We start from the raw sequence: 22,164 nt of genomic DNA, 5'->3' as shown, positions 1-22,164 counted from the left end.
GCGTCGACGACTTCACCGCTCGAGGTCGACGGTCAGATCGGTCGCGATCCAGCCGTCGCTGTTGTCGCGTTCGGTAAAGACGGTCTTTCCGGGGCGGGTCTCGTGGCTCGTCACGACCGCCGCCGGTTCCTCCTGGTCCTCGTCGAGTTCGGGCTCCTCCCTGCGGGCGGGTACGTCCATCACGAGGAGTTAGGTGAGCCTAAATCTAAAAAGGTTTTGGTCGGCCTAAGATATCGGGAGCGGGGCGATCGGTTCCTGGTCTCGAACGCGATCGAGAATTCGACGCTGTGGCGGCCTATCGTAGCGTTTCTGGACGACCACAGTACCGTCACGCGAATATAGTGTCCTTTTTCATGCTCGAGTGAAACGTTGTTCTCATGAGCTTACACGGGGATCGATCACAGGGGGCACGGGACCGGCGCGGTCGCGAACTGATCGCTCACCTGTTCGATGTTGATACCGGCCGCATCGAGTCGTTGAGTTGGTCGCTCGGCAACCGCGTCACCGTCGAGGCCGACGCTGAGCGGCTCTTCGCGCTCGAACACCGCCGGTCCTCACGAACGGTAACGGCGTTCTCGGTCACGGACTACACCTGCGTCGTCCGACTGCGCTCACCGGTCGGCCGCGAGAAGTTCTACGGGATCGCGGACGCCGACCTCCCGACCGAGCCGGCGGGCCCGGAGTGGGGCCGGACCGACTGAGGCGAGCCCACCTCACACCCACGGTCAGTTTCATTGCGCTCGATCCGGAACGCCCGAATATGGAGTACGAGGTCGTTCAGGGTGACATCGCCGCACAGTCAGCCGACGCCGTGGTCAACGCCGCTGGGACGACCCTCCGGATGGGATCGGGCGTCGCCGGCGCGCTCCGGCGCGGGGCGGGCGAGGAGATCAACGAGGCGGCCATGGCGAAGGGGCCGGTCGACCTCGGTGCCGTCGCGGTCACCGACGCCTACGACCTCGATGCCGACTACGTTATCCACGCCGCCGCGATGCCCCACGGCGGGGACGGACGGGCGACCGCCGAGAGCATTCGAGACGCGACGTACAACAGCCTCGAGACGGCCGACGAACTGGGTTGTCGATCGCTCGTGATCCCGGCGCTTGGCTGTGGCGTCGCCGGCTTCGACCTCGCAGACGGGGCCGCGATCATCGGTGCGGCACTCGAGCGCTACGATCCCGACTCGCTCGCGGACGTCCGGTTCATCGCCTACAGCGACGCGGAGTACGAGACGGTTCGTGCGGCGACGGCCACGGGGAGCGACGCGGACCGGTGACAGGAACACTCGGCCGACGGGGATTCCGACCGCGCCGGGGAGTCCCGCTCGGTCGGACTGCCACGCAGTGAACGACGGCTGTCGGGGGTAGGAACGTCGAGGATGGTTTCGACGTACTGAGAACGGCTGCTAGTTTTACCACTGCTGCCATCGAACCATCAGATGAGTGATAGCTGATGTACGATACGATCCTCATTCCGACCGACGGAAGCGAACAGGCGAACCGCGGGGTCGAGCAGGGGTTAAGCCTCGCCGAGAACTACGGCGCAGACGTCGTGCTGCTCTACGTCGTCGACGAACGCCGGCACGGACGGCCGCCGGCACTGGGTAGTACCGAGATCGAACACGTGAAAGTCGAGGACGAGGCCATCGAAATGCTCGAGGAGATCGCGGACCGGGCCCGCGGTCGGGGACTCGACGTCGACCGCGAGTGCCACCGGGGGCTCCCCTGGGAGGAGATCACGTCACTCGCGAAACAGCGTGACACCGATCTGATCGTGATGGGGCGACGCGGGGCGACTGACGACCGACGAACGCCGCTCGGAAGCGTCGCCGACCGGGTGATGCGACACACCGATATCCCCGTTCAGGCGGTCTAACCGTCACGGCCGTCCGTCGGTCCCCTGATTTCGTGTCGTCCGCGCCGCGTCTTCCCACCCAACCGGGGACACCGCCGCGCTTTTCGAACGGTCCGAGTTCAGGACAGCGAGCAGCCGCGGATCTCGACGCCGTCGCCGTCCGTAACGCGGCCGATGATCCGTCCGTCGGTCTCGGCGACGAGGTCGGCGGCCCGGTCTTCAGGAACCGCGACGACGAAGCCGGTGCCCATGTTGAACGTACGGTGCATCTCCTCGTCGGAGACGTTGCCCTCCTCCTGAACGAACTCGAAGATCGGCTGGGCCGGCAGCGGATCGTCGACGACGTACTCGTACTCGCCCATCCGCAGCAGGTTCGTCCAGCCGCCGCCGGTGACGTGGGCCGCCGCCCGGACACCGCACTCGCGCATCGGCTCGAGCAGATCGGTGTAGATCCGGGTCGGCCGCAGTAGTTCCTCGCCGATCGTCGTCTCGGGGTCCAGCGGGAACGCGTCGGTGTACTCGTGGTCGCGGGTGACGGCTTCGCGGGCCAGCGTCAACCCGTTCGAGTGGATGCCGTTCGAGGGAAACCCGACGAGCGCGTCGCCGGCCGCGGCCTCCCCGGCGAAGATCTCGTCTTTGGCCGCGAGGCCGGCACAGGTGCCCGCCAGATCGAACCCCTTGACGACCTCCGGCATGACTGCCGTTTCACCGCCGAGCATCGTGAGATCCGCCTGCTCGAGCCCCACCGCGAGCCCCTCGCCGATCCCGTTGGTCAGGTCCTCGTCGGGTTCGTCGATCGCCAGGTAGTCGACGAACGCGACGGGCTCGACGCCCGCGGCCACGAGGTCGTTGACGTTCATCGCGATGCAGTCGATCCCGATCGTCGAGAAGTCCTCGACGGCTTCGGCGACTAACAGCTTGGTCCCGACGCCGTCGGTCGCCAGCGCCAGATACCGGTCACCGATGTCGATCATCCCGGCGTACTCGGTCCGCAGGCCGCTCCCGAAGGCCTCGAGCAAGGCCGCGGTCGCGTCCTCGCTGGCCTCGATGTCGACGCCCGTCTCCGCGTAGGTGAGCCCCTCGTCGTCCGCGTCGTCGGCTGAGTCGGTCATGTCTCAACGACCTCCCGGGGCGAGCAAAAGATCACCGGTCCGCTCGAGCGAGCCGTCCGCGATCAGAACAGTCCGACGTAGAAGATGATGATTGCCGCCAACAACACGCTGGGAACGAACACCAGCGCAAAGACGCCTTTGTGCCACTTGAGAACGGATTTGCCGTCGAGTGGACCGAAGGGGATCATGTTGAACGCGGCGAGCACGATGTTGATCCCGACGCCCATCTGGCCGATCGTCCCGAGGTAGGTCGGGAAGACCATCAGCGGGAGAAAGAGTAGCGCAAGCAGGAGGTTCGTCACCGGTCCCGCAAGCGAGATCAGTCCGTTCTCCCGCTGGGTGATCCGGCCCCGGTGGTAGACGGCCCCGGGCGCGGCGAAGAGGAAGCCGACGAGCGCGCCCATAAGCGCCAGAAACAGCATCTGATAGTCGGCCCGGAACTCGGCGACCTGCCCGAACTCGACCGCGACGACCTTGTGGGCGATCTCGTGAAGCAGGAAGGCGACGCCGACCGTGACGAGGCTCAACACGACCATCGTGAGGAAGAGGCCGACCGCCTCGCCCCGGTGGACGGGCGCGAAGATCAGGGCGAAGGCGACGCTGAGGGTGACCCATGCGATCGCGAGATCGCGTTGCTCCCGGTCGCTGAACGTGAGTTCGGGCTCGGAACTGGCCCGCGTTCGGTGGCTCATAGCAGCCCCCGGAGCAGCTCGAGACTGTTCTTCGCCCCCTCGAACAGTTCGCCCATCAGCGCGTCGACGCCGCCGATCTCGGGTCCGGCCAGCCACGGCAACACGACGAAGGGGAACAGGAAGGTCGCGATCATGCTTCCGACGTTCGTCAGCGCGACGATCATGATCAGCCGGAACAGCGGCACGTCGAACATCGCCGACATGGCCTCGTCGATCGGCCGCTCGGTGTCGTCGACGATCTCGTTGAGCGTCTGGATGTCCCGGACGTTGACCGGCCGGTGTTTGAGTTCGACGTAGCCCGCGAACCAGCCCGGCGCGAGCAGGGGGTTGATGCTCGTCAGCCACGCGACCGCGCCGCCGACGCCCGCGCTGGTCCAGCGTGCGCCGGCCAGCCGCGCCAGCGTAAAGGCGAAGATCCCGTTAAAGAGGAACCAGGCGGCGAACACCTTCAGCAGGAAGACGTTCCTGACGCCGGCCATGATGAGCAGGAAGAAGAACGCGAGGAAGCCGACCATGACGAGATAGCCGAGGACCTTCAGCGGGGAGAACCGGCGACTCGAGGCGGTCCCCGAGATCGACTCCCGCGAGGGGATCTCCGCCGGGTTCTCGAGGTGGCGTTCGATGCCGGCTCTGTGGCCGGCCCCGACGACCGCGAGGACGTCGTACCCCTGCTCGCGAAGGTCATTGAGATGCGATGCGATGTAGGCGTCGCGCTCGTCGATCAGGGCGTTCGCGCCGCTGGGGCTGAACTGCCGGAACTCCTCCATCATAGCGGCGACCACGTCGCCGTCGGTCATCTCCTCGATATCGATCTCGTCGATCTCCTCGACGTCGGCACCGGCCGCGTCGAGGAAGAGGCCGACGACCGCCCCGATCGTGACGCCGACGCCGAGCCCCGCCAGCATTCCGGCACTCCCGCGGACCGCATAGATGCCGGCGCTCTCGACACTTGCCGCCGAGAAGGGGCCGACGAAAGTGTCGGTCGCGACCAGCCCGAGACAGGCGACGACGCCGAGGACGATCCCCCCGAGAACTCGTATCGAGAACCCCGAGAGGAGACCGCCGGTGTACTCTTCGGCCGACTCGAGCGGCGGGAGGACGAGCAGGCCGGCGACGGCACCGACCAGCGCGCCGATGGCGGCGCCGCCGGCGTACTGCAGCGTTGCGGCGTCGGTGATCCCGAGCAGCAAGACGTCACCGACCCCGAGCAGCGGGGCGATAAACGCGGCGACCAGAAAGCCGACGAGCAGGCCGCCGATCGCGCCGAACGTCAGCCCGAGCGTCCGGGGATCGGTGATGCCGAGCGCGAGGCCGCCGACCATCTTCAGTTTCTCCGTGAACGTGAGCCGACTCCAGAACCGCTGGATCGTCACCTGAATGTCGCGATCGACCAGGGCGACGCCGCTGCCGTGTTCCTCGGCGGCCTCGATCGCGGCACGCATGTCCGCTCCGGGCTCGATGTCGAACTGGTCGCCCAGCCGCGACTGGACGTACGACAGCATCCAGTAGGCCAGAAACTGGAAGACGGTGTTGCCCGAGAGCAGGTCTTCGGCCTCGACGTCGTCGGGCGTGCCGCCCTGCATCTGGTTGTACCGGCCCTCGTCGAGTTCGACCGCGACCACGTCCGGTCGCTCGCGCTCGATGGTGTCCCGTACCTCGTCGACGCTCGCCTGCGAGACGTGTGCCGTCCCGAGAACCTGGACGGAGCCACGCTCGCGGTCGGGTGGCTCGGGCGGCTCCGGCACGTCGGCCTCGCCTGCATCGCTCATTACTCGCCCCAACTCGGCGGCGACTTTTACCAGTATCGGACCACGAACCCCTGTAAAATATCTACGATGAGCGCTCCGGAACCGGCGACACGTCGCTCGAGTCGTCCGCGGTCCGCCGAGAGTAAGACTGATTGTCGCCGTGGGAAAACGTCCGCCGATGACGGACCTCATGGAGACGGTAATCGAGAACCGGGAGATGGTCCAGCCGAACCACGCCAATATGTTGGACGTCGCTCACGGGGGCAATGTGATGAAGTGGATGGACGAAGTCGGCGCGATGTCGGCGATGCGGTTTGCCGGCGAGATGTGTGTCACCGCCCGCGTCAACCAGATGAACTTCGAGCGACCGATCCCGGTCGGCGATACCGCCTACATCACCGCCTACGTCTACGACGCCGGGACCTCGAGCGTGAAGGTCCGGCTGATCGCCGAGCGCGAGAACCTCCAGACCCGCAAGCGCGAACGGACTACCGAGTCGTACTTCGTCTACGTCGCGATCGACGACGACAACACGCCGACGACCGTCCCCGAGCTGACCGTCAGTACCGAGGAGGGCGAACAGCTCCGACAGGAAGCGCTGGCGGACGATCTGGGCCGGGCGGACTGAGCCGGGCGGCCGAAACCAGTTCCGGTTTCGGTTCTCCACACTCTCGTCTATCACGCGGTGACAACGCCGTTCGCTATCCGGCGCGAACGAAAAACGGGTCCGTGGGTCCCCGAAACGAGGACCGTCCCGGTCGCGTTACTCCTCGCTGCCGTCGGTCGACCGCGGGTCGAGTTCGCCGAGGTCCTCGAGGGTTCCCTCGAGCGTGCCGCGGGTGTCGGCGACGGTCGCGCCGACGAGCCCGCCGATCGCACCGCCCGTACTCGCGGCGTTGCGGCTGAACAGTCCGCCGATCGCTGCACCGACGGCTGCACCGATGGCCGCGTATCGAGCGCGCAACAACACTGCTGTGATTCGTTCTCTCATGTGTCGTACATGGATACAGTCACGGATAAATATACCTCCCGAGGCGTCGCAGACGGCCCGCCGGAAGTCGCTCCCGCGCAACCGCGACCACCCTGCGGTTGGACCGGCAAATTGGGACAGATCGTCTCAGAGAAGCGTGTCGACGGCGGCCAGCGACTCGAGGACGTGATCGGGTTCGGCGTCGGCCCCGACGTCGGCGAGGTCCGCCCGATCGGTGACGCCAGTGAGGACGAGTGCAGTTTCCATCCCCGCTCGATTCCCCAGCGCGATGTCGGTATCGAGCCGGTCGCCGACGACCAGCGTGTTCCGGGGGTCGGCCGCGAGCCGGTCCATCGCGGCCGTGGCCGCGACCGACGAGGGCTTCCCGAGGATCGCGTCGGGCTCGCGGCCGGCGACGGCCTCCATCGCGGCGATCATCGCGCCCGAACCCGGAATCTCGCCGTCGTCGATCGGAACCGTCGCGTCCGGGTCGGTGCCGTAGAACGGCACGTCTCCCTCGAGCGCCCGCAGGGCCGACCAGAGGGTGCCGTAGGAGAAGGTCTCGTCGAACGACCCCAGTACGACCTCGGCCTCGTCGGGCTCGGTCGTCAGCGCGACGGCCGCGTCCGCGAGGATCGACTCGAGCCGGTCGCTGCCGACGAGATAGACGCGCTCGCCGGGGTGGGTGGCGGCGAGGTACTCGGCAGACACCGTCGCGGAGGTGAGGACGGTCTCGGGATCGACATCGATCCCGTGGGGCGCAAGCGTTTCGCGGTAGTGATCGCTTCCCCGCGTCGGGTTGTTCGAGAAGAGCAGTCGCGAACAGCCCGCGGCCTCGAGCGCGCGTAAGCCGTCGGTCGCGCCGGGGAGCAACTCCTCGCCCCGGACGATCGTCCCGTCGACGTCGAGGATCGCCGCCTCGTAGTCGGTCATCGGCCGTCCCTAGGACCGGCCGGCGATTGAGTGTTGGGATGGCCTCAGCGCTCGCGCTCGAGTGAGAGGTCCGCCGTCTCGACGTCGGCATCGGCAGCCCGTTCGTCGGCCGCGAGCAGTCGGTCCAGCTTCGCCTCGAACTCGGCGTCTGAGAGTTCGCCGGCGGCGTATCGCTCCTGTAAGGTCGTCACGGGGTCGGTTTCAGCGGCGGCCGCATCGGACTCGGCGGCCGAAGCGGACGATTCGGAAACGGCGGGCTCGTCGCCCCCGCCCTCGGCGAGATACCACAGGAGCAGTCCCCCGAGGACGATCACGGCAGTAGCTAGAATAGCGTAGATCGGTCCAGCCAACAGCAGTAAAGCGATGATGAGGACGTCGGCCAGGACGAACTTCATGGCGAACAGTTCGACGAGGGAATACTCCCGGCCGCCGGCGTTTCCGCTGGCCATACGCGCTAGTTGTGTGGCGGCTGAAATAACTGTACGGGACCGCGATCGCAGGTCGGCCGCGACCGGCAGACAGCCCGCGATCAGTCCGCCCGGACCTGATCGAAGAATCCGTCGCTAGTGTCGTATCCCTCGCCGTTCTCGACGTAGTGGAAAACGGTCGAGTACCCGTTGTCGTCCCAGGCGCTCGAGGCGGCCTCGCGGGCCTCGGCGAAGTTCCAGGGCGGGCCGTCGTGGAGGACGGGATCCTTGTGCGCCTGGCCGGCGACCGCGATGTTCTCCTCCTCGTACTGGGGGAGGTCGTACGCGCGGACGTGGTACTGAGTCGTCGGCGTCGACAGCCCCTTGACGATGTGTTCGTCCTGTTTCGTGACGTAGGGCAGGGAGGCGTCCTCGTCCATGATGACGTATCTGTCGCCGGGGCTGCCGGCGTACAGCGACGTCCACCCCCACGACTCCATCTGCGAGTTGATCGACGCGGCGTCGCGATCGAGGTCGCGGTTCCAGCCGACATTGATCGGGCCGGTCGCCTCGCCCAGGTCCTCCTCCTGTGGGTTGTCCACGTCGGAGTTGTAGACGTACAGCGGTCCGGTGTAGTCCGGGATCGACGCCGTCCCGACCGCCGCGTCCGCGCTTCCCGCGTCCCGCTGTTTTGTCTCGAGTCGATCGAACTCCCGGAACCGGCCGATCACTGCCGTGTCGCGATAGTTCAGGGTGAACGCGCGATCGGGGTCGGTGTACTCGTCGGGGACGGCACGTCGGTGGATCGTTCCCTCGTCGTAGACCAGCGTCGCTTTCCCGTAGTAGTCCCGAAGCTCGGGGCTGACGAACCGCTGTTCGTGTTCGAAGAAGTCGCCGTCCGGTCGGTACTTATGGATGCGGCGACCGGAGACGGTCACCGGCCCCGCGTCGTCGTCGCTCGCGGCGCTTCTCACGCCGACGAGTCCAGCGAGCAGGCCGCTGCTCGCGATCGATGCGAGGAATCCGCGCCGCCCGAATCGTGTCGGATCTTTCGCGTCCATGATCCGGATCATCTTCCATCTGGGACTGTAACGTAATTTTATAATATCGCTCCGTACCGGATCGACTGTCAGCGTCTCTCACAGAGGAGTATTGAGGTAGGATTATCGGGCTAGCGGCCGTCGTCCGCCCCGTGACATCGGCCGTCCCCTCGGTACTACTCGGTGGCGATCGCTTCCAGTTCGTCGCGCTCCGCTGGACGCTGCTCGCACTCGCCGGCGGCACGATCGCCGGCGGACTGCGTCTGGCCTACGTGACCGGAACCGTCGACGCGAGCGGGTACCACGCGCTGTCGGAACCCGCTCTGTACGCGATTCTCGCCCTCGGATTCCTCGTTGCAGCCGGAACGGGATATGTGGGCCAGGGCCTGCCACGGGGGATGCTGTTCGGTCTCGCCGCCCCCATCGGCGCGGTGCTGGCCCTGCTGGCGTCGGCGGCCGTCGGCGTCTCCCGGTTCGATTCGGACCCCCGGACGTGGCTCGTCGCAACCGTCGCCGTCGGCCTCGCGGTCGGGCTACTCGGCTGGGGAACCGGTCGACTGCTCGGAACGCTCTGGGGGTAGTCGACGGCGGGGAATCCTTATCCGGATACTCGACGTAAGCCCAGTATGTCACTCGATGTCGAGGTTCCCGATCCCCCGTCGCTTCACGGCTCCCAGCACCTCGGCGACTACGACGCCGTCGAAGAACCCGACGAGCGAACCGGGGACAACGTCCGCCGCGAGGCGCTTGCCGACTTCCTCGAGGGAGGCGCCTGGGAGGACGCCTTCAGCCAGTGGGCGCGGGAGACGTCCCTGACCGACCGGGAGTTCCGGCTCGTCCGAGAGTACGGGCTGTTCGACGCGTTCGACTTCTACTGGAACCAGTCGGCGGAAGACGTCGGCTACCGAGTGCCGTCGGTGCCGACGGACGCGGTCGCTGCTCACGACGATCTCGACGACGTGGACATCGAGACCATCGAGGAGGAACTGGAGTCGCTGGGGTGGATCGTCAGCGAGGTACTGGAGACCGACTACATCCACCGCGACGGCGAGGAGTTCGGCTATACTTGGGAGTAGCGACCGACCGCGTGGCCGCGGGCTCGGTCGCTTCCCGGTTCGAAACCGACCGCGGTGGGAATTCTTATCCGGGAACCCGACCTACGGCCGGATATGACACTCGAGGTCGAGCCCCCCGAGCCGCCGGAACTGGAGTTCGTCGACCCCAACGAGTACGAGGACGCGACCATCAGCGCCGGCGGCGAGGAGATCGACTACCGCCGCGAGGAGCTACAGGCCTTCCTCGAGGAGGGAGCCTGGACGGAGGCGTTCGACGAGTGGCGCGCCGACACCGATCTCGAGGACCGGGAGTACGGGATCGCGCGGGACCTCGATCTCTTCGCTGGCTTTGACTTCTTCTGGGACGACTTCGCCGACCGCGTCGGGTATCACGCGCCCGGCATTCCCGAGGACTGGCAGGCCCGGGAGTACCACCCGGACCTCGACACCTGGGGGACCGTCTCCTCGATCAACGCCGAACTCACCGAGTTCGGCCAGATCGTCTCGGTCACGCTCAAAGAGGAGTACGTCGACTGGGAGGCCGAGTACGAACCGCCCGAGGACCTGCCGGACTTCGACTGAGTCCGGACGGCGCCGACCGACGCTACGACCGCGACTCGGCAGGTCCGGACGGGAGATGACTGCCCGCAACGGCGTTACTCGCGAGCCACGGCGATGTTCCGTGTACGGCCATTGCACTTCGGACAGCGACCGAGCGAGTCCGCGACCTCGCGGTGGCCGCAGTTCCGGCATTCGTAGTACGATCCGTCGTCCGCGTGTGGCGCTGGGTGCATGCTGGCCCGTGATTGACTACCACGGAAGAACGGTACGAGAAGACAGTATGAGTCGATAGAGACAATACTAGTGCGCAGAATGCGGTTTAGGACTGCACAGTCGTCCATCTATTGGGGCGTCCGTCGTTACCTCGAGCGCGAATCGCTCGACGCTTGAGTACCCGGAGACACCGTCGTCGTCAGCCGAGCGGTCGACGGTGAGAGTCGCCGATCGTTTCGTGTTGCGCGACCGTTGGTCTGGTCCCTATCGGTCGTCGTCGGCGACAGCAGACGGTGGCGAAACGGGTTCCGCGACGCTCAGTCGGGTCGGGAGTCGGTGGATCGGAAAACGCAGTTACTCGCGGCCGTCGACGGGGTCGATACTCGAGTCGGTCGTCACCGGGTCGCTATCCGGCCCATTCGCCGGCGAGGTCGCCGGCGATGTTCTGTCGCCACTGTTCGAACCCCTCCTCGCAGTCGGTTTTCTCGTCGATATGGTCGACGAAGCCGGCACCGGGCGACGCGAGTTCGTCTCCGCAGAACGGGCACGTGACAGGGTCGGACCAGTCCGTCGTCGTGTTCACAGCCATGCACCGATATCTATCAGGAACTATCATATAAGTCTCGCCCGTTAGGATCTATTACAATTCATATGCCATATAATGTCATTAGTTATGATGTTGGTAGTTCGAACGATACCGGTCCCGTACCCCGATTCGTCGTTCAACTGGTTGGTTCCCGACGTGTTTACAACGCCAAGAGTTAACCCGACTCGTGAAGTATGACAACACATGGCATTCGAGGAGCAACGCGAGTACGAGTGCGTCGACTGCGGGCGGCGGGAAACGGTCGGCGACGCGCTCGTCAGCACCTGTCCGTACTGTGGGGGCGAGATGCGCAACGTCGAGTTGATTCAGTAGGACGTTCGAACGCCCCGTCTCCCGGCAGTTCCGTCAGCCTGTGGAATCGGTAGCGGACGGTAGTCAACGGTCGAGTGCCACTGCGACGCCGACCAGCAGGAGGCCGAGGACGATGGCGCCGGCCCCGACGGCAGTCCCACCGGTGAGGGCGGCGACGCCGCCCGCGACGACGCCCGCGCCGCCACCACCTGCAGCCACCGCGGGCGAAAGGGCCGTACCGTCGGTCGTCTCCTCGCGAACGGCCTCGAGGTCCGTCCGGAGCGCCTCGAGATCGTCGGTGCGGTCCGCCCGCTCGTCGACATCGTCGAGTCGCGCGTCGATGGCTTCGACCCGATCCTCGAGAGCCGCCAACCCCGTCGAAACCGTCTCGAACCGTCCGTCCATCGAGTCGATCTCGTTTTCGACCGACTGTACGTCGGTTCCGAGCGTCGCCGTCTCGTCTTCGAGCGCCCGAACGTCGCTCTCGAGCGGTTCCAGTTCGCCCTCGAGCGTTCGGACGTCGGTTCCGAGCGTTGCTACCTCGTCCTCGAGCGACGCGACCGTCGACGCCGTCGGCATCGACTCGACTGATTCGGCGAGGTCGTCGTACGCCGCTTGCAGCGACTCGAGACGATCGGCGGTCGCGGAAACGTCGTCCTCGAGAGCCGACAGCTCACGCTCGCTGGCAGCATCGTCGACCCGTTCCGAGAGCCCGTCGAGGTCGCCACCGATCGCCTCGAGTTCGGATTCGACCGCCTCGAGCGTCGCCGAAACGTCCGCGAGTCGGTCGTCGTGGTCGGCCAGCCGCTGGTCGGCGTCGTCGGACTCGGCCTCGAGCGCCGCCACCGTCTCGGTCAACGATGCGGTTTCGGACTCGAGGTCGGCCCGGAGGGCGGCGACGTCGTCCGCGAGCGAGGTCTCGACATCGTCGACACGGTCGTCGAACGACGCCCGTACGTCGTCGATCTCGTCCTCAAGCGTTGTCCGAACGTCGGCTACGTCCGCCAGTTCGTCCTCGAGGCCGTCTAACCGACCCTCGACGGCTGCGAGATCGGCGTCGATCGACTCCACGTCGTCGGCCACCGTCTCGATCCCATCGGCGGTTTCGGTCACCGACTCCCGTACCGCCGCGAGCGTCTCCGCCGTGACTGCCTCGTCGTCGAGCCGGTCGACCGTTGTCTCGAGTGTCGAGAGATCCGTAGCGATCTCGTCGGTCGTAGTTTCGAGTCGACCCTCGAGGGTCGACTCCACCCGATCGATCCGCCCCTCTAGCTCCGACGCCGCCGCCTCCACCCGCTCCGTGAGGGCATCGTCGAGCGACTCGAGGTCGGCTGTCAGCGCTGCGAGATCCTCATCGAGGGCCGTGAGATCCGACTCGAAGGCCGACAGATCGTCGGCGATTCCCTCGACCGTCTCGGTGTCAGCGGCCCGGTCCTCGAGATCGGCCAGCGAGTCCGAGACGGTCGCCACCGTCCCGTCGACTTCCTCGAGTGCCGTCTCGAGGGCCGCCAGATCGTGCGCGATCTCGGCGACTCGCTCGTCGGTCGCGGCCGCTTCCTCGAGGGTCGCGAGCGTGTCCGAGAGCGCCTCGAGATCGTCGTCGAGCGTCTCGGTCCGCTCGTCAAGCCGCTCGCGAACGGTGTCGAGATCGGCCTCGACGGCTGCGATCTCCTCGTCGATCGTGGCCTCGACCTCGTCGACCCGCGCGTCGGTCCGCTCGGACTGTTCCTCGAGCCGTCCCGACACGCCATCGATCCGGGTACGCAACTCCTCGAGTCGTCCCGAGACCCCCTCGAGTCTGGTTTCGGCGCGGTCAGTCGCCGTTTCGAGGGCGTCGAGATCCGCCGCCAACTCCGAGGTCGTCTCCTCGAGGGCCGCGAGATCCGTCTCAGTCGCCGCGGTTTCCTCGAGGGATTCGAGGTCGTCCCGAAGGTCGTCGAGGCCGTTCTCGGCCGTTTCGGTCCGTTCGGTTACCGCGTCGAGATCGCTTCCGAGGTCGTCCAGCCGCTCCTCGAGGGCAGCCCGCTCGTCGGCCGCGGTCGCGTCCAGTTCCGCCAGTTCGTCGTCGACGCCCTCGATCTCCCCCTCGAGGGCCGCGAGCGCGTCCGACAGCGCCGCGAGATCGTCGTCGAGCCGGGAGACGTCGTCCGAGACGGCCGCGACGGTCGACTCGTCGGCGTGGGTCTCGCTCTCGTCCGCGAGGTCGGTCAGTTCGTCGGCGAACGACTCGAGGCGCCCGTCGAGTTCGTCGACCGCCTCGGCCGGCGCAGTCCGTTCCTCGACGTACTCGAGGTCCTCGATCAGCCCCTCGACGTCCGCCCGGACCGACTCGATCTCCGCGTCGCGATCGGCGAGTCGGTCGAACAACTGATCGATGGCGTCGTCGCTGGGATCGGTGTGTGACGGCTCGTCGAACGCGAGTTCGGTCGGATCGCCGGTCGTCGACGCCTCGCCGCCCCCCGATTCGTCGGCAGCGGCGCTCGGGTCGGTGACGGTGTCTCCCTCGTCGCCGCCGGGCGTCGGGGCCTCCCACGTGATCGTCTCGTCGGCGTCGACGTCGTCTTTCGCCGCCGCGAGGGCCCCTCTAGCGGCACTTTCCGCGGGTGCGGGGGCGAGCCGGACGCCGCGAACCGAAAACGGGAGCGCGGCGGCGTCGAACCGCCCGCCGAACAGGTATTCGACGCCCTCGACCGCACCCGCCCCCGCGATGGCGATCGGGACGGACAGCCCCTCCTGGACATCGCTCTCGTCGGCCTCCTCGCGGATCGCCTCGGTCAATGCGGCGATCAGCCCGTCGAACGCCTCTGCGAGCGCGCTCTCGATCTCGCCGGCCGCCGCGTCCGGATCGAGCGTGAACTCCGCGAGGACGCCGGCGACCTGTGCCGGTTCGTGGCCCGTTTCGGCGGCCGCCCGCTCGACGAGCCACTCCCGGCCCTTCGAGAGCGAACAGGTCATCGCCGGGACGCCGTAGTACGCGAGCGTCGCGTTCGTGGTCCGGGCTCCGATGTTGATCCCGAGCCCGGTGTAGTTGTCGCCGGCCAATTGATCGTAGATCACCGCAAACCCCGTGCTGATCGGCGTCATCTCGAGACCACGATCGGCCAGCGCGGTCTCGACCGCCTCGCGATGCGCATCGGCCGAGGCCGTCGCGTCGATCAGCGGCCCGGGTGTCGTATAACAGAGTTGCCCGTCGGACTCCCCCTCGAGGAGGTCGCTGACGACGGTATCCAGCGCGGGTGTCGCATACGCCGTTGTCTCCGCCGCGAGGACGCCGCCGTCGAACACTGACCGGGGCGTGTCGTCGACTTCGTCAGCGACTGCCCGCGCGTCGTCGCCGACCGCGTACGTCGTTCCCTCCGCCTGGATCGTCCGGTCCTCGGAGATCCCTGCCGCCTCGAGGGCGGCGTCGTCGACCGGAACGACGACCGGCGGGACCGCGTCGATCCCCTCCCCTCCGTCCGCGTCTGTAGCGGCCCGTACCGTCCCCGGGCCGATGTCGAGACCGTATGCCATGCCCCCGGCAACTTCGACCGCCCTATTGGAAGTTTGCCCCCCAGTACCAGATGTGAAAATCGGCGCTGCCGGCGCCCGCTGACCGCCACCACTGGACACTCCCGCTATCGACGGAATGCGACTCGATTAGAATTATTTCTGACTCGAGTACTCATTAGTTCCTACCAGAAATAGTACTCTTTCGGCCCTAGTAATGAGATCGTTACACACGGCCGTCTCCGGGCTAGGAACCGCTATACGTTACTCGGTCACTGGGTAGGTCCTGACACACGACGACGAAAATCCTTCACGCTTATGCATCAGGAAGATGGTGACTTAGGTGTATGTCTGAAACCGGGACGGAGTCCCGTCCGCTGGTCCGACAGCTTCCGGATCCAACCACAGCGTCGAACGTCCGGTATAACCCGTCGCTCGAGGAACTACGGGAACTCGCCGACCACGAGGAGACGACCACCGAGTTCGGGTCGCCATCCTACGTCAGTGAGTTCCGCTCGCGGAGCGCCGATCGGACGAAAAACGCCGTCGACGACGAGTTCGACGAGCGCGATCACGAACTGATCGACGACGCCGTCAATCGTACCGACGAGACCGAGTTCGTCTGCGTCGACCGACTGATGGGCCGCCATCCCGAGGCGTCGTTTTGCTGTCGGCTCTTCGTCCCCGTCGAACACGCTCGCATCGCCTACGCGTGGGCGAACCTGTTCGAGCCCGCCGACGGCCGGGACCCGGACCTCTATACGGTCCAGCTCCCCGACTACGACGAGACCGCCATCCGCGTGCTTCCCGACACCGGCTTCACCGCGGTGTTGGGCAGCGACTACACCGGCGAAGCCAAGAAGTCGTTCCTCCGGCTGTTCATGTACCGGATCAAACAGCAGGGCGGTCTGGGGCTCCACGCGGGGAGCAAACGGGTCCGCGTCCGCGACGCGGACGGCGACCTCCGGACCGTCGGGCAGGTCTTCATGGGGCTGTCCGCGACCGGTAAGTCGACGCTTACCTCCCACGGCTGTTGGCTCGAGGACCCCGAGGACGCCTCGATGCTGCAGGACGACGTCTGTGGACTGCTCTCGGACGGCTCCGTCGCCGGCAGCGAAGGCCAGGGACTGTTCATCAAGACGATCGGCCTCGGCGAGGACGAACAGCCCGAACTCTACGCGGCCGCGACCGACGAGTCGGCGATCTTGGAGAACGTCGCGGTCGACGACGACGGTACCGTCGATTTCGACGAGGACCGCCATACCTCGAACTCCCGCGCGATCATCCAGCGCGACCAACTCGAGAGCGCCGACGAGGAGATCGACCTCGGGAGCATGGATCAGGCCTTCTTCATCACCCGGAACCCCCTGATGCCGCCGGTCGCCAAACTCGACGAGGAACAGGCCGCGGTCGCGTTCATGCTCGGCGAGTCGATCGAGACCAGCGCGGGCGACCCCTCCCGTGCCGGCGAGTCGATCCGCGTCGTCGGCACCAACCCCTTCATCGTCGGGCCGGCGGGCGAGGAGGGGAACATCTTCCACGAACTGATCGACATCCTCGACGTCGACTGCTACGTCATCAACACGGGGTATCTCGGCGACAAATCCAAGGACATCGGCGTCACCGAGTCAGTGACGATCCTCACCGAGGCCGCTCGCGGCACCATCGAGTGGACGGACGACGAGCGGATGGGCCTGACCGTCCCCGAGTCGATCCCGGAACTCGACATCGAGGACTACTACGTCCCCGACCACGTCGACGATTACGAGGACGCACTCGCCGAGTTGCGCGCCGAGCGCCGCGAGTACCTAGAGCAGTTCGACGAACTCCGCGACGAGATCAAAGACGCCGTCTACTGATCGCCAGTTCCGGTCTCGGACCGGCCACAACCAACTGTCCCCGGACTTCAGACTGATACGGTCTCCCGTCCGTCATTGCCGGCGGGACCGCGACCGTCCTGCGGTTCCACCGGGAAATCGGCACGGAAAACCGTCTGACGCCCGATTTTCGAGCGGCGAGGCAGCACTTGCCGCGCACGGATACCGTTATATGTGTCGAGTTCCCACGGACCAATAATGAGTACACAGGTACGGAAACCGACCGCGAGAGTCTGCGAAGAATGCAGTCGAGTCGAACGATGGGACGAGAACCTCGAGGCCTGGCAACTCGCGCTCGAGGACGACGAGAAGCAAGTCGGTAACCCACACTGCATCCACGAGTGGGACATCAACGGTACGTTCAATCCGGTCAACGACGACGGGTAGCCCGGGCAACGTGTCCCGTGACGGGACGTTTTTGCCCACCTCGAGCGTAGCGTCGGATATGCCGACCGTCTACGTCACAGCGCCGCCCGAGGCGGCTGCGGAAATCACCGAGACGCTCGTCGAGGAACGGCTTGCGGCCTGCATCAATCGCCTCGAGGCGACTTCGACGTACCGCTGGAAGGGAGAAATCCACCGCGACGAGGAGGTCGTCCTGCTGGCGAAGACCACCGACGACGCCTACGACGACCTCGTCGACCGCGTCCTGCAACTGCATCCCAATGACGTGCCCTGTATCGAACGCTTCGACGAGAGCGACGTCCTCGAGTCATTTGCGACGTGGCGCGCCGATAGCGTCGAGTAGTGACGGGCGATCGGACCCGCACGTGAGACGGTCACAGACGATGACTGCGCGAATTAGCAACCCTTAAAACTCGCGCACGGGTTGTGACGGATATGGCTGGAACCATCGAAGTGCTCGTTCCGGGTGGCCAGGCCAATCCTGGCCCGCCGCTCGGTCCCGAGCTTGGACCGACCCCCGTCGACGTGCAGGCCGTCGTACAGGAGATCAACGACCAGACCGAAGCGTTCGACGGGACCGAAGTCCCCGTCACCGTCGACTACGACGACGACGGCTCCTTCGAGATCGACGTCGGCGTCCCGCCGACGGCCGAACTCGTCAAGGACGAGGCCGGCTTCGAGACCGGCAGCGGCGAGCCCCAGAAGGACTTCGTCGCCGACCTCTCGGTTGATCAGGTCAAACAGATCGCCGAGCAGAAACACCCCGACCTGCTGGCCTACGACCTCCGCAACGCGGCGAAGGAAGTCGTCGGTACCTGTGCCTCGATGGGCGTCACCATCGAGGGCAACGACGCTCGAGAGTTCAAAGAGCGCGTCGATGACGGCGAGTACGACGACGTACTCGTCGACGAAGCGGCAGCGTAATCACGGGCCGACCGAGTTTTGTCGTTTCTCGATGTCGCGTGCGTAGCCGCGCGCGTCGTTGCGAACCCTACAGTGCTATCTTCTGTAGCAGGCGTTCACGCGAGGCTACGAGTCGTCGGAACGGTATAGAGGACGCGAAGCGCCGGCGGGGGTGGCGGGCCGATTCAGATCTTGTTCGCGGGCGGGACGGTCCGGTCGTCGGGGCGGGCCGCGCCGACGCCGCCGACCAGCACGCGGACGCCGGCACCGATGCCGAGCGCGCCGGCGAGGGCGGCGACGGCCACCGTCGCCGGGAACACCAGGCCGGCGGCCCCGTGGATGAGCCCGCCGACCAGAATACCGGTCCAGAGACGATCGCGGCCGACGATCGCGGCCGCGTTGCGCCCGAGCGCGGTGAATCCGATCGCGATCGCGGCCGGCAGGACCGTCACCCCGAGGATGACAAGCGGGATGCCAAAGAACGTCCCGACGCTCGTGTCGACGATGAGATACCCCGTCCCCGCGAGCCCGGCGACGACGAGCAGGCTCGGCAGTCCGAGACAGATCGAGATGACCGGGCTGCGGCGGGACTTCGCGATCGCTCGCGTCCCGAAGTTCTGGAGCAGCCCCAGCACGACCATCGCGACGAGGACCGTCCCTGCGAACTGAATCCCCGCCCGCAAGAGCGGGTCGAGCGATCGATATGCCTCGAGTTCACCGCCGGCCGCCGGCATGGCGATCGAGCCGAGTACTGCCGGCCCAATACTGGTATATAAGTCTAATGGCCACATAGACGAATGGTATACGACAACGCATAATAGAACTTTCGGTGAAATGGACTGTAATGATTCCTTACGAAACTGATAGCTGCGCTGACGGAACGGACTCGCGGCCCGTTCATCGACTACGATCCGAGTACGCGTCGGAGATCGCCGCGTTCGGCCCTGACGCGAGCGCGCGGGTAGTTCGACGGGTTTAAGTCCAGCATCGCACTTGGTTCAAAAGAGACAGGCATCGCCTGTTTCACTGACCCGTAGGAGCAGTCCTGCGTACTACGGAGGTGAACGATGGCAGATTCGGATATTGAAACAGCAGTAGCCCGCGCACTCGAGGACTCGCCGGACCGGAACTTTACCGAGACGGTAGACCTCGCGATTAATCTGCGCGACTTAGACCTGAACGAACCGTCGAACCGCGTTGACGAGTCGATCGTCCTGCCGGCCGGAACCGGCCAGGAGACCCGCATCGTCGTCATCGCCGAGGGAGAGACCGCAGTCCGCGCCGAGGAGGCGGCGGACGAGGTTCTCTCGGCCGATGACGTCGCGGATCTGGACGACGACGAGGCCAAAGACATGGCCGACGAGACGGACTTCTTCATCGCCGAAGAGGCGATGATGCAAGACATCGCCCGGCACCTGGGTACCATTCTCGGTCCCCGAGGGAAGATGCCGGACCCGCTCTCGCCCGACGACGACGTCGTCGAAACCGTCAACCGGCTCAAAAACACCGTGCAGCTTCGCTCCGGCGACCGACGAACGTTCCACACCCTCGTCGGTGCCGAGGACATGGACGCCGAGGACATCGGCGACAACATCGACGTCATCCTGCGACGCCTGCACGCCGACCTCGAGAAGGGCCCCCAGAACATCGACGCCGTCTACGTGAAGACGACGATGGGGCCGTCCGTGGAGGTGGCCTAAATGAGCGCACAGGCCGAACGCAAGACCGAGAACCTTCCCCAGTGGAAGAAAGAAGAAGTCGCGGAGCTCGAGGAGATCATCGAGCGCTACGACAGCGTCGGCATCGTCGGCATCGCCGGCATCCCCTCGAAACAGCTCCAGGACATGCGCCGGGACCTGTACGGCACGGCCCAGCTGCGGGTCAGCCGCAACACGCTGCAGGCCCGCGCGCTGGAAGACGCCGGCTTCGGTGACCTCGTCGAACACGTCGAGGGCCAGGTCGGTATCGTCGGCACGAACGAGAACCCGTTCTCGCTGTACAAGGAACTCGAGGCGTCGAAGACGCCGGCACCGATCAACGAGGGCGAGGTTGCGCCGAACGACATCGTAATCCCCGAAGGGGACACCGGTGTCGATCCGGGGCCGTTCGTCGGCGAACTCCAGAGCATCGGCGCGAACGCGCGCATCGAGGACGGCTCGATTCAGGTCATGGAGGACTCGACGGTTCTCGAGGCCGGCGAGGAAGTCTCCGCGGATCTGGCGAACGTCCTCAACGAACTCGGGATCGAGCCCAAGGAAGTCGGGCTCGACCTGCGCGCCGTCGTCGCCGACGGCGTTCGCTTCGACCCCGAGGACCTCGACATCGACGTCGAGGCCTACGAGAGCGACGTGTCGACGGCCGCCGCCCGCGCACGGAACCTCGCGATCAACGCGAGCTTCCCGACCGCGAGTACGGCGCCGACGCTCATCGCCAAGGCCACGGGCGAGGCCAAGAGCCTCGGCCTGCAGGCCGCCATCGAGGACGAAGAACTCATGCCCGACCTCGTCAGCAAGGCCGACGCACAGCTGCGTGCGCTCGCGGCCCAGATCGACGACGAGGACGCCCTGCCCGAGGAACTGCAGGACGTCGACGCGGCCGCCCAGCCGGCGGCCGCCGATGAGGGCGACGCTGACGACGAATCGGCAGACGACCAGACAGAGGAGGCCGAGACCGAAGACGCCGACACCGACGACGATGACGACGAAGACGACGGTGACGGCGCGGCCGGTCTCGGCGAGATGTTCGGATAACTAACGGAGGACCCAACAATGGAATACGTATACGCTGCACTCATCCTGAACGAATCGGGCGAAGAGATCAACGAAGACAACCTGACGAACGTACTCGACGCCGCGGGCGTCGACGTCGAGGAGTCCCGCGTCAAGGCCCTCGTCGCCGCGCTCGAGGACGTCGACATCGACGACGCGGTCTCCGAGGCCGCAGCCGTCCCCGCCGGCGGGGCCGCCGCGGGCGGCGCTGCAGGTGCCGAGGAAGCCGACGACGACGGCGACGATGAGGAAGAGGCCGAGGAGACCAGCGACGTGCCGGACACGACGGACGACGACGACGATGACGACGAGGCCGACGGCGAGGGCCTCGGCGAACTCTTCGGATAACGTCCCGTCGATCCGGTTTCGACGACATCCGATCCCGACTTTTTATTGACGCTCGAGGGCGAGTGGCGACGCCGTCGCGGTGACCGTATCGAGGATCCGCTCGAGCGACGCGACCCCCGACCCGAGACCATTTACGGGAAGCCGCGGCCAGAGCCGGGGATGCCCGCGCCAGTCGAGGTGGTGAGCGAGCCGGTGGTGACCCTCCAGTTGCTAGGTTGGGTGCTGGCGGGCTCCCTACTGGGGTGTTGTAGCGGGCTCGTGCCGGGACTGCACGCCAACAACTTCGCGTTCCTGCTGGCCGGCGTCGTGCCGTCGGTGCCAGGCCCACCGCTGTTCGTCGGCTGTGCGATGCTCGCGGCCGGCGTCGTCCACACGTTCCTGAACGCCGTCCCCGCGATGGCGCTGGGCGTCCCCGACGCCGAGATGGCCGTCACCGCCCTCCCCGGCCATCGACTGGTCCTCGCGGGGCGGGGCTACGAGGCGATCCGTCTGTCGGCGCTGGGGAGCCTGCTTGCCGTCCTCGTGGCAGTCCCGCTCGCGCTTCCCGTGACCGCGGTCGTAACGGCCGCGTATCCGACGGTTCGGGCTCACCTCTCGCTCGTCCTCGCGATGGTAGCAGTAGCGCTGATCGCCTCGGAACCCACCCGACGCGGCCGGATCGGCGGTCTCGTTTCCTTCGCGCTGGCGACCGGACTCGGCGCGGTCGCGCTGGATCTCTCGCCGGACGCCCCGCTCGAGGCCGGCGGCACCCTCGCACCGCTTTTCGCCGGGCTGTTCGGCGCGCCGGTGTTGATCGACGCCGTCCGCGGGGGTGGCGTCCCGCGCCAGGAGGGCACGGCGGTCACGACCTCGCGGCGGTTCGTCGGGACGACGGCGGTCGCCGGCGCGCTC

General features: G+C 66.4%; 28 protein-coding genes. 16 read left to right on the top strand and 12 right to left on the bottom strand.

From position 1 onward, the window contains the following. Positions 1-12 precede the first annotated feature (12 nt). Positions 13-180 carry a hypothetical protein gene (locus tag ACSBP4_RS13630; protein ID WP_006181622.1) on the bottom strand — a complete coding sequence of 56 codons (168 nt, stop codon included), beginning with the start codon at positions 178-180 and terminating at the stop codon, positions 13-15. 197 nt (positions 181-377) lie between these two features. Here ACSBP4_RS13630 and ACSBP4_RS13625 point away from each other — a divergent pair, with 197 nt between their 5' ends. From ACSBP4_RS13625 to ACSBP4_RS13615, 3 genes are all read left to right on the top strand, one after another. Then, positions 378-701, top strand: coding sequence for a hypothetical protein (locus ACSBP4_RS13625; RefSeq protein ID WP_049964309.1), 324 nt, complete (start codon positions 378-380; stop codon positions 699-701). A 59-nt stretch (positions 702-760) separates the two neighbouring features. Beyond that, on the top strand, positions 761-1,276 hold the full coding sequence (locus tag ACSBP4_RS13620) for a macro domain-containing protein (protein ID WP_049964308.1): 516 nt from the start codon (positions 761-763) through the stop codon (positions 1,274-1,276). A 176-nt stretch (positions 1,277-1,452) separates the two neighbouring features. After that, positions 1,453-1,875 (top strand): universal stress protein, encoded by a 423-nt coding sequence (locus tag ACSBP4_RS13615; RefSeq protein ID WP_435552526.1) that lies wholly within the window; start codon positions 1,453-1,455, stop codon positions 1,873-1,875. A gap of 98 nt (positions 1,876-1,973) precedes the next feature. On the opposite strand, the gene purM is transcribed toward ACSBP4_RS13615, so the two are convergent. The 3 genes from purM to ACSBP4_RS13600 form a co-directional block, all read right to left on the bottom strand. After that, the gene (gene purM, locus ACSBP4_RS13610; RefSeq protein ID WP_373630636.1) at positions 1,974-2,966 is read right to left on the bottom strand and encodes a phosphoribosylformylglycinamidine cyclo-ligase; all 993 of its coding nucleotides are present in this window, start codon (positions 2,964-2,966) and stop codon (positions 1,974-1,976) included. 62 nt (positions 2,967-3,028) lie between these two features. Continuing rightward, the gene (locus ACSBP4_RS13605; RefSeq protein WP_006648800.1) at positions 3,029-3,658 is read right to left on the bottom strand and encodes a metalloprotease; all 630 of its coding nucleotides are present in this window, start codon (positions 3,656-3,658) and stop codon (positions 3,029-3,031) included. Beyond that, a complete protein-coding gene (locus ACSBP4_RS13600) occupies positions 3,655-5,427 on the bottom strand; it encodes a TraB/GumN family protein (RefSeq protein WP_435552525.1) in 1,773 nt (590 codons plus the stop codon). The genes ACSBP4_RS13605 and ACSBP4_RS13600 overlap by 4 nt, the downstream gene beginning before the upstream one ends. 157 nt (positions 5,428-5,584) lie before the next feature. Between ACSBP4_RS13600 and ACSBP4_RS13595 the strand changes: the two genes are divergently transcribed. Then, positions 5,585-6,034, top strand: coding sequence for an acyl-CoA thioesterase (locus tag ACSBP4_RS13595; protein WP_006648798.1), 450 nt, complete (start codon positions 5,585-5,587; stop codon positions 6,032-6,034). A gap of 135 nt (positions 6,035-6,169) precedes the next feature. Here ACSBP4_RS13595 and ACSBP4_RS13590 read toward each other — a convergent pair whose 3' ends face one another. The 4 genes from ACSBP4_RS13590 to ACSBP4_RS13575 all read right to left on the bottom strand — a co-directional run bounded on the left by ACSBP4_RS13590 (position 6,170) and on the right by ACSBP4_RS13575 (position 8,789). Further along, on the bottom strand, positions 6,170-6,397 hold the full coding sequence (locus ACSBP4_RS13590) for a hypothetical protein (RefSeq protein WP_049905552.1): 228 nt from the start codon (positions 6,395-6,397) through the stop codon (positions 6,170-6,172). Positions 6,398-6,523: 126 nt separating this feature from the next. Next, positions 6,524-7,309 (bottom strand): HAD-IIA family hydrolase, encoded by a 786-nt coding sequence (locus ACSBP4_RS13585; protein ID WP_049964305.1) that lies wholly within the window; start codon positions 7,307-7,309, stop codon positions 6,524-6,526. Between the two features lie 44 nt (positions 7,310-7,353). Then, entirely contained in the window at positions 7,354-7,758 is a 405-nt protein-coding gene (locus tag ACSBP4_RS13580; RefSeq protein WP_049964304.1) for an SHOCT domain-containing protein, read from the bottom strand. 80 nt (positions 7,759-7,838) lie between these two features. Next, positions 7,839-8,789, bottom strand: a complete 951-nt coding sequence (locus ACSBP4_RS13575; RefSeq protein ID WP_435552524.1) for a hypothetical protein — start codon at positions 8,787-8,789, stop codon at positions 7,839-7,841. A 119-nt stretch (positions 8,790-8,908) separates the two neighbouring features. Between ACSBP4_RS13575 and ACSBP4_RS13570 the strand changes: the two genes are divergently transcribed. From ACSBP4_RS13570 to ACSBP4_RS13560, 3 genes are all read left to right on the top strand, one after another. After that, positions 8,909-9,337, top strand: coding sequence for a hypothetical protein (locus ACSBP4_RS13570; protein ID WP_435552523.1), 429 nt, complete (start codon positions 8,909-8,911; stop codon positions 9,335-9,337). Between the two features lie 45 nt (positions 9,338-9,382). After that, positions 9,383-9,832, top strand: coding sequence for a hypothetical protein (locus tag ACSBP4_RS13565; RefSeq protein WP_006648792.1), 450 nt, complete (start codon positions 9,383-9,385; stop codon positions 9,830-9,832). A 93-nt stretch (positions 9,833-9,925) separates the two neighbouring features. Further along, positions 9,926-10,393, top strand: coding sequence for a hypothetical protein (locus ACSBP4_RS13560; protein ID WP_049964303.1), 468 nt, complete (start codon positions 9,926-9,928; stop codon positions 10,391-10,393). A gap of 74 nt (positions 10,394-10,467) precedes the next feature. On the opposite strand, the gene ACSBP4_RS13555 is transcribed toward ACSBP4_RS13560, so the two are convergent. Continuing rightward, complete coding sequence (locus tag ACSBP4_RS13555) at positions 10,468-10,605, bottom strand: rubrerythrin-like domain-containing protein (RefSeq protein ID WP_136396849.1); 138 nt, start codon at positions 10,603-10,605, stop codon at positions 10,468-10,470. Positions 10,606-10,991: 386 nt separating this feature from the next. After that, positions 10,992-11,174 carry a DUF7501 family protein gene (locus ACSBP4_RS13550; RefSeq protein WP_006181606.1) on the bottom strand — a complete coding sequence of 61 codons (183 nt, stop codon included), beginning with the start codon at positions 11,172-11,174 and terminating at the stop codon, positions 10,992-10,994. 201 nt (positions 11,175-11,375) lie between these two features. Between ACSBP4_RS13550 and ACSBP4_RS13545 the strand changes: the two genes are divergently transcribed. Continuing rightward, positions 11,376-11,504, top strand: coding sequence for a rubrerythrin-like domain-containing protein (locus ACSBP4_RS13545; protein ID WP_006181605.1), 129 nt, complete (start codon positions 11,376-11,378; stop codon positions 11,502-11,504). Between the two features lie 63 nt (positions 11,505-11,567). Here ACSBP4_RS13545 and ACSBP4_RS13540 read toward each other — a convergent pair whose 3' ends face one another. Continuing rightward, positions 11,568-14,996: a chromosome segregation ATPase gene (locus ACSBP4_RS13540; RefSeq protein WP_435552522.1), complete on the bottom strand. Its 3,429-nt coding sequence runs from the start codon at positions 14,994-14,996 to the stop codon at positions 11,568-11,570. Positions 14,997-15,319: 323 nt separating this feature from the next. Between ACSBP4_RS13540 and ACSBP4_RS13535 the strand changes: the two genes are divergently transcribed. From ACSBP4_RS13535 to ACSBP4_RS13520, 4 genes are all read left to right on the top strand, one after another. Next, positions 15,320-16,831, top strand: a complete 1,512-nt coding sequence (locus tag ACSBP4_RS13535; RefSeq protein WP_435552521.1) for a phosphoenolpyruvate carboxykinase (ATP) — start codon at positions 15,320-15,322, stop codon at positions 16,829-16,831. Positions 16,832-17,047: 216 nt separating this feature from the next. After that, positions 17,048-17,236: an HEWD family protein gene (locus ACSBP4_RS13530; RefSeq protein ID WP_049964300.1), complete on the top strand. Its 189-nt coding sequence runs from the start codon at positions 17,048-17,050 to the stop codon at positions 17,234-17,236. Between the two features lie 58 nt (positions 17,237-17,294). Further along, positions 17,295-17,597 (top strand): divalent-cation tolerance protein CutA, encoded by a 303-nt coding sequence (gene cutA / locus ACSBP4_RS13525; protein WP_435552520.1) that lies wholly within the window; start codon positions 17,295-17,297, stop codon positions 17,595-17,597. 92 nt (positions 17,598-17,689) lie between these two features. Then, the gene (locus tag ACSBP4_RS13520; RefSeq protein WP_006181600.1) at positions 17,690-18,178 is read left to right on the top strand and encodes a 50S ribosomal protein L11; all 489 of its coding nucleotides are present in this window, start codon (positions 17,690-17,692) and stop codon (positions 18,176-18,178) included. Positions 18,179-18,342: 164 nt separating this feature from the next. On the opposite strand, the gene ACSBP4_RS13515 is transcribed toward ACSBP4_RS13520, so the two are convergent. Then, positions 18,343-18,948 carry a hypothetical protein gene (locus tag ACSBP4_RS13515; RefSeq protein WP_371827945.1) on the bottom strand — a complete coding sequence of 202 codons (606 nt, stop codon included), beginning with the start codon at positions 18,946-18,948 and terminating at the stop codon, positions 18,343-18,345. A gap of 276 nt (positions 18,949-19,224) precedes the next feature. Here ACSBP4_RS13515 and ACSBP4_RS13510 point away from each other — a divergent pair, with 276 nt between their 5' ends. The 4 genes from ACSBP4_RS13510 to ACSBP4_RS13495 form a co-directional block, all read left to right on the top strand. Beyond that, a complete protein-coding gene (locus ACSBP4_RS13510; protein WP_006181598.1) occupies positions 19,225-19,857 on the top strand; it encodes a 50S ribosomal protein L1 in 633 nt (210 codons plus the stop codon). Next, complete coding sequence (locus ACSBP4_RS13505; RefSeq protein WP_435552519.1) at positions 19,858-20,907, top strand: 50S ribosomal protein L10; 1,050 nt, start codon at positions 19,858-19,860, stop codon at positions 20,905-20,907. It abuts the gene before it with no gap. An 18-nt stretch (positions 20,908-20,925) separates the two neighbouring features. Next, complete coding sequence (gene rpl12p, locus ACSBP4_RS13500; RefSeq protein ID WP_435552518.1) at positions 20,926-21,273, top strand: 50S ribosomal protein P1; 348 nt, start codon at positions 20,926-20,928, stop codon at positions 21,271-21,273. Between the two features lie 159 nt (positions 21,274-21,432). Next, positions 21,433-22,164: tripartite tricarboxylate transporter permease (locus tag ACSBP4_RS13495; protein WP_435552517.1), on the top strand; the 732-nt coding region annotated here is incomplete at its 3' end.

It is taken from the genome of Natrinema sp. CGMCC1.2065 (assembly GCF_051225675.1).
Taxonomy (GTDB): domain Archaea; phylum Halobacteriota; class Halobacteria; order Halobacteriales; family Natrialbaceae; genus Natrinema; species Natrinema thermotolerans.
Note: the sequence above shows the minus strand (reverse complement) of the source record. Positions and strands in the feature narration are given on the sequence as shown.

What these genes read in the sequence shown, in the direction of transcription:
- ACSBP4_RS13630 (WP_006181622.1), bottom strand. Translation starts at nt 180, where the DNA reads ATGGACGTACCCGCCCGCAGGGAGGAGCCCGAACTCGACGAGGACCAG.
- ACSBP4_RS13625 (WP_049964309.1), top strand. Translation starts at nt 378, where the DNA reads ATGAGCTTACACGGGGATCGATCACAGGGGGCACGGGACCGGCGCGGT.
- ACSBP4_RS13620 (WP_049964308.1), top strand. Translation starts at nt 761, where the DNA reads ATGGAGTACGAGGTCGTTCAGGGTGACATCGCCGCACAGTCAGCCGAC.
- ACSBP4_RS13615 (WP_435552526.1), top strand. Translation starts at nt 1,453, where the DNA reads ATGTACGATACGATCCTCATTCCGACCGACGGAAGCGAACAGGCGAAC.
- purM (WP_373630636.1), bottom strand. Translation starts at nt 2,966, where the DNA reads ATGACCGACTCAGCCGACGACGCGGACGACGAGGGGCTCACCTACGCG.
- ACSBP4_RS13605 (WP_006648800.1), bottom strand. Translation starts at nt 3,658, where the DNA reads ATGAGCCACCGAACGCGGGCCAGTTCCGAGCCCGAACTCACGTTCAGC.
- ACSBP4_RS13600 (WP_435552525.1), bottom strand. Translation starts at nt 5,427, where the DNA reads ATGAGCGATGCAGGCGAGGCCGACGTGCCGGAGCCGCCCGAGCCACCC.
- ACSBP4_RS13595 (WP_006648798.1), top strand. Translation starts at nt 5,585, where the DNA reads ATGACGGACCTCATGGAGACGGTAATCGAGAACCGGGAGATGGTCCAG.
- ACSBP4_RS13590 (WP_049905552.1), bottom strand. Translation starts at nt 6,397, where the DNA reads ATGAGAGAACGAATCACAGCAGTGTTGTTGCGCGCTCGATACGCGGCC.
- ACSBP4_RS13585 (WP_049964305.1), bottom strand. Translation starts at nt 7,309, where the DNA reads ATGACCGACTACGAGGCGGCGATCCTCGACGTCGACGGGACGATCGTC.
- ACSBP4_RS13580 (WP_049964304.1), bottom strand. Translation starts at nt 7,758, where the DNA reads ATGGCCAGCGGAAACGCCGGCGGCCGGGAGTATTCCCTCGTCGAACTG.
- ACSBP4_RS13575 (WP_435552524.1), bottom strand. Translation starts at nt 8,789, where the DNA reads ATGATCCGGATCATGGACGCGAAAGATCCGACACGATTCGGGCGGCGC.
- ACSBP4_RS13565 (WP_006648792.1), top strand. Translation starts at nt 9,383, where the DNA reads ATGTCACTCGATGTCGAGGTTCCCGATCCCCCGTCGCTTCACGGCTCC.
- ACSBP4_RS13560 (WP_049964303.1), top strand. Translation starts at nt 9,926, where the DNA reads ATGACACTCGAGGTCGAGCCCCCCGAGCCGCCGGAACTGGAGTTCGTC.
- ACSBP4_RS13555 (WP_136396849.1), bottom strand. Translation starts at nt 10,605, where the DNA reads ATGCACCCAGCGCCACACGCGGACGACGGATCGTACTACGAATGCCGG.
- ACSBP4_RS13550 (WP_006181606.1), bottom strand. Translation starts at nt 11,174, where the DNA reads ATGGCTGTGAACACGACGACGGACTGGTCCGACCCTGTCACGTGCCCG.
- ACSBP4_RS13545 (WP_006181605.1), top strand. Translation starts at nt 11,376, where the DNA reads ATGGCATTCGAGGAGCAACGCGAGTACGAGTGCGTCGACTGCGGGCGG.
- ACSBP4_RS13540 (WP_435552522.1), bottom strand. Translation starts at nt 14,996, where the DNA reads ATGGCATACGGTCTCGACATCGGCCCGGGGACGGTACGGGCCGCTACA.
- ACSBP4_RS13535 (WP_435552521.1), top strand. Translation starts at nt 15,320, where the DNA reads ATGTCTGAAACCGGGACGGAGTCCCGTCCGCTGGTCCGACAGCTTCCG.
- ACSBP4_RS13530 (WP_049964300.1), top strand. Translation starts at nt 17,048, where the DNA reads ATGAGTACACAGGTACGGAAACCGACCGCGAGAGTCTGCGAAGAATGC.
- cutA (WP_435552520.1), top strand. Translation starts at nt 17,295, where the DNA reads ATGCCGACCGTCTACGTCACAGCGCCGCCCGAGGCGGCTGCGGAAATC.
- ACSBP4_RS13520 (WP_006181600.1), top strand. Translation starts at nt 17,690, where the DNA reads ATGGCTGGAACCATCGAAGTGCTCGTTCCGGGTGGCCAGGCCAATCCT.
- ACSBP4_RS13515 (WP_371827945.1), bottom strand. Translation starts at nt 18,948, where the DNA reads ATGTGGCCATTAGACTTATATACCAGTATTGGGCCGGCAGTACTCGGC.
- ACSBP4_RS13510 (WP_006181598.1), top strand. Translation starts at nt 19,225, where the DNA reads ATGGCAGATTCGGATATTGAAACAGCAGTAGCCCGCGCACTCGAGGAC.
- ACSBP4_RS13505 (WP_435552519.1), top strand. Translation starts at nt 19,858, where the DNA reads ATGAGCGCACAGGCCGAACGCAAGACCGAGAACCTTCCCCAGTGGAAG.
- rpl12p (WP_435552518.1), top strand. Translation starts at nt 20,926, where the DNA reads ATGGAATACGTATACGCTGCACTCATCCTGAACGAATCGGGCGAAGAG.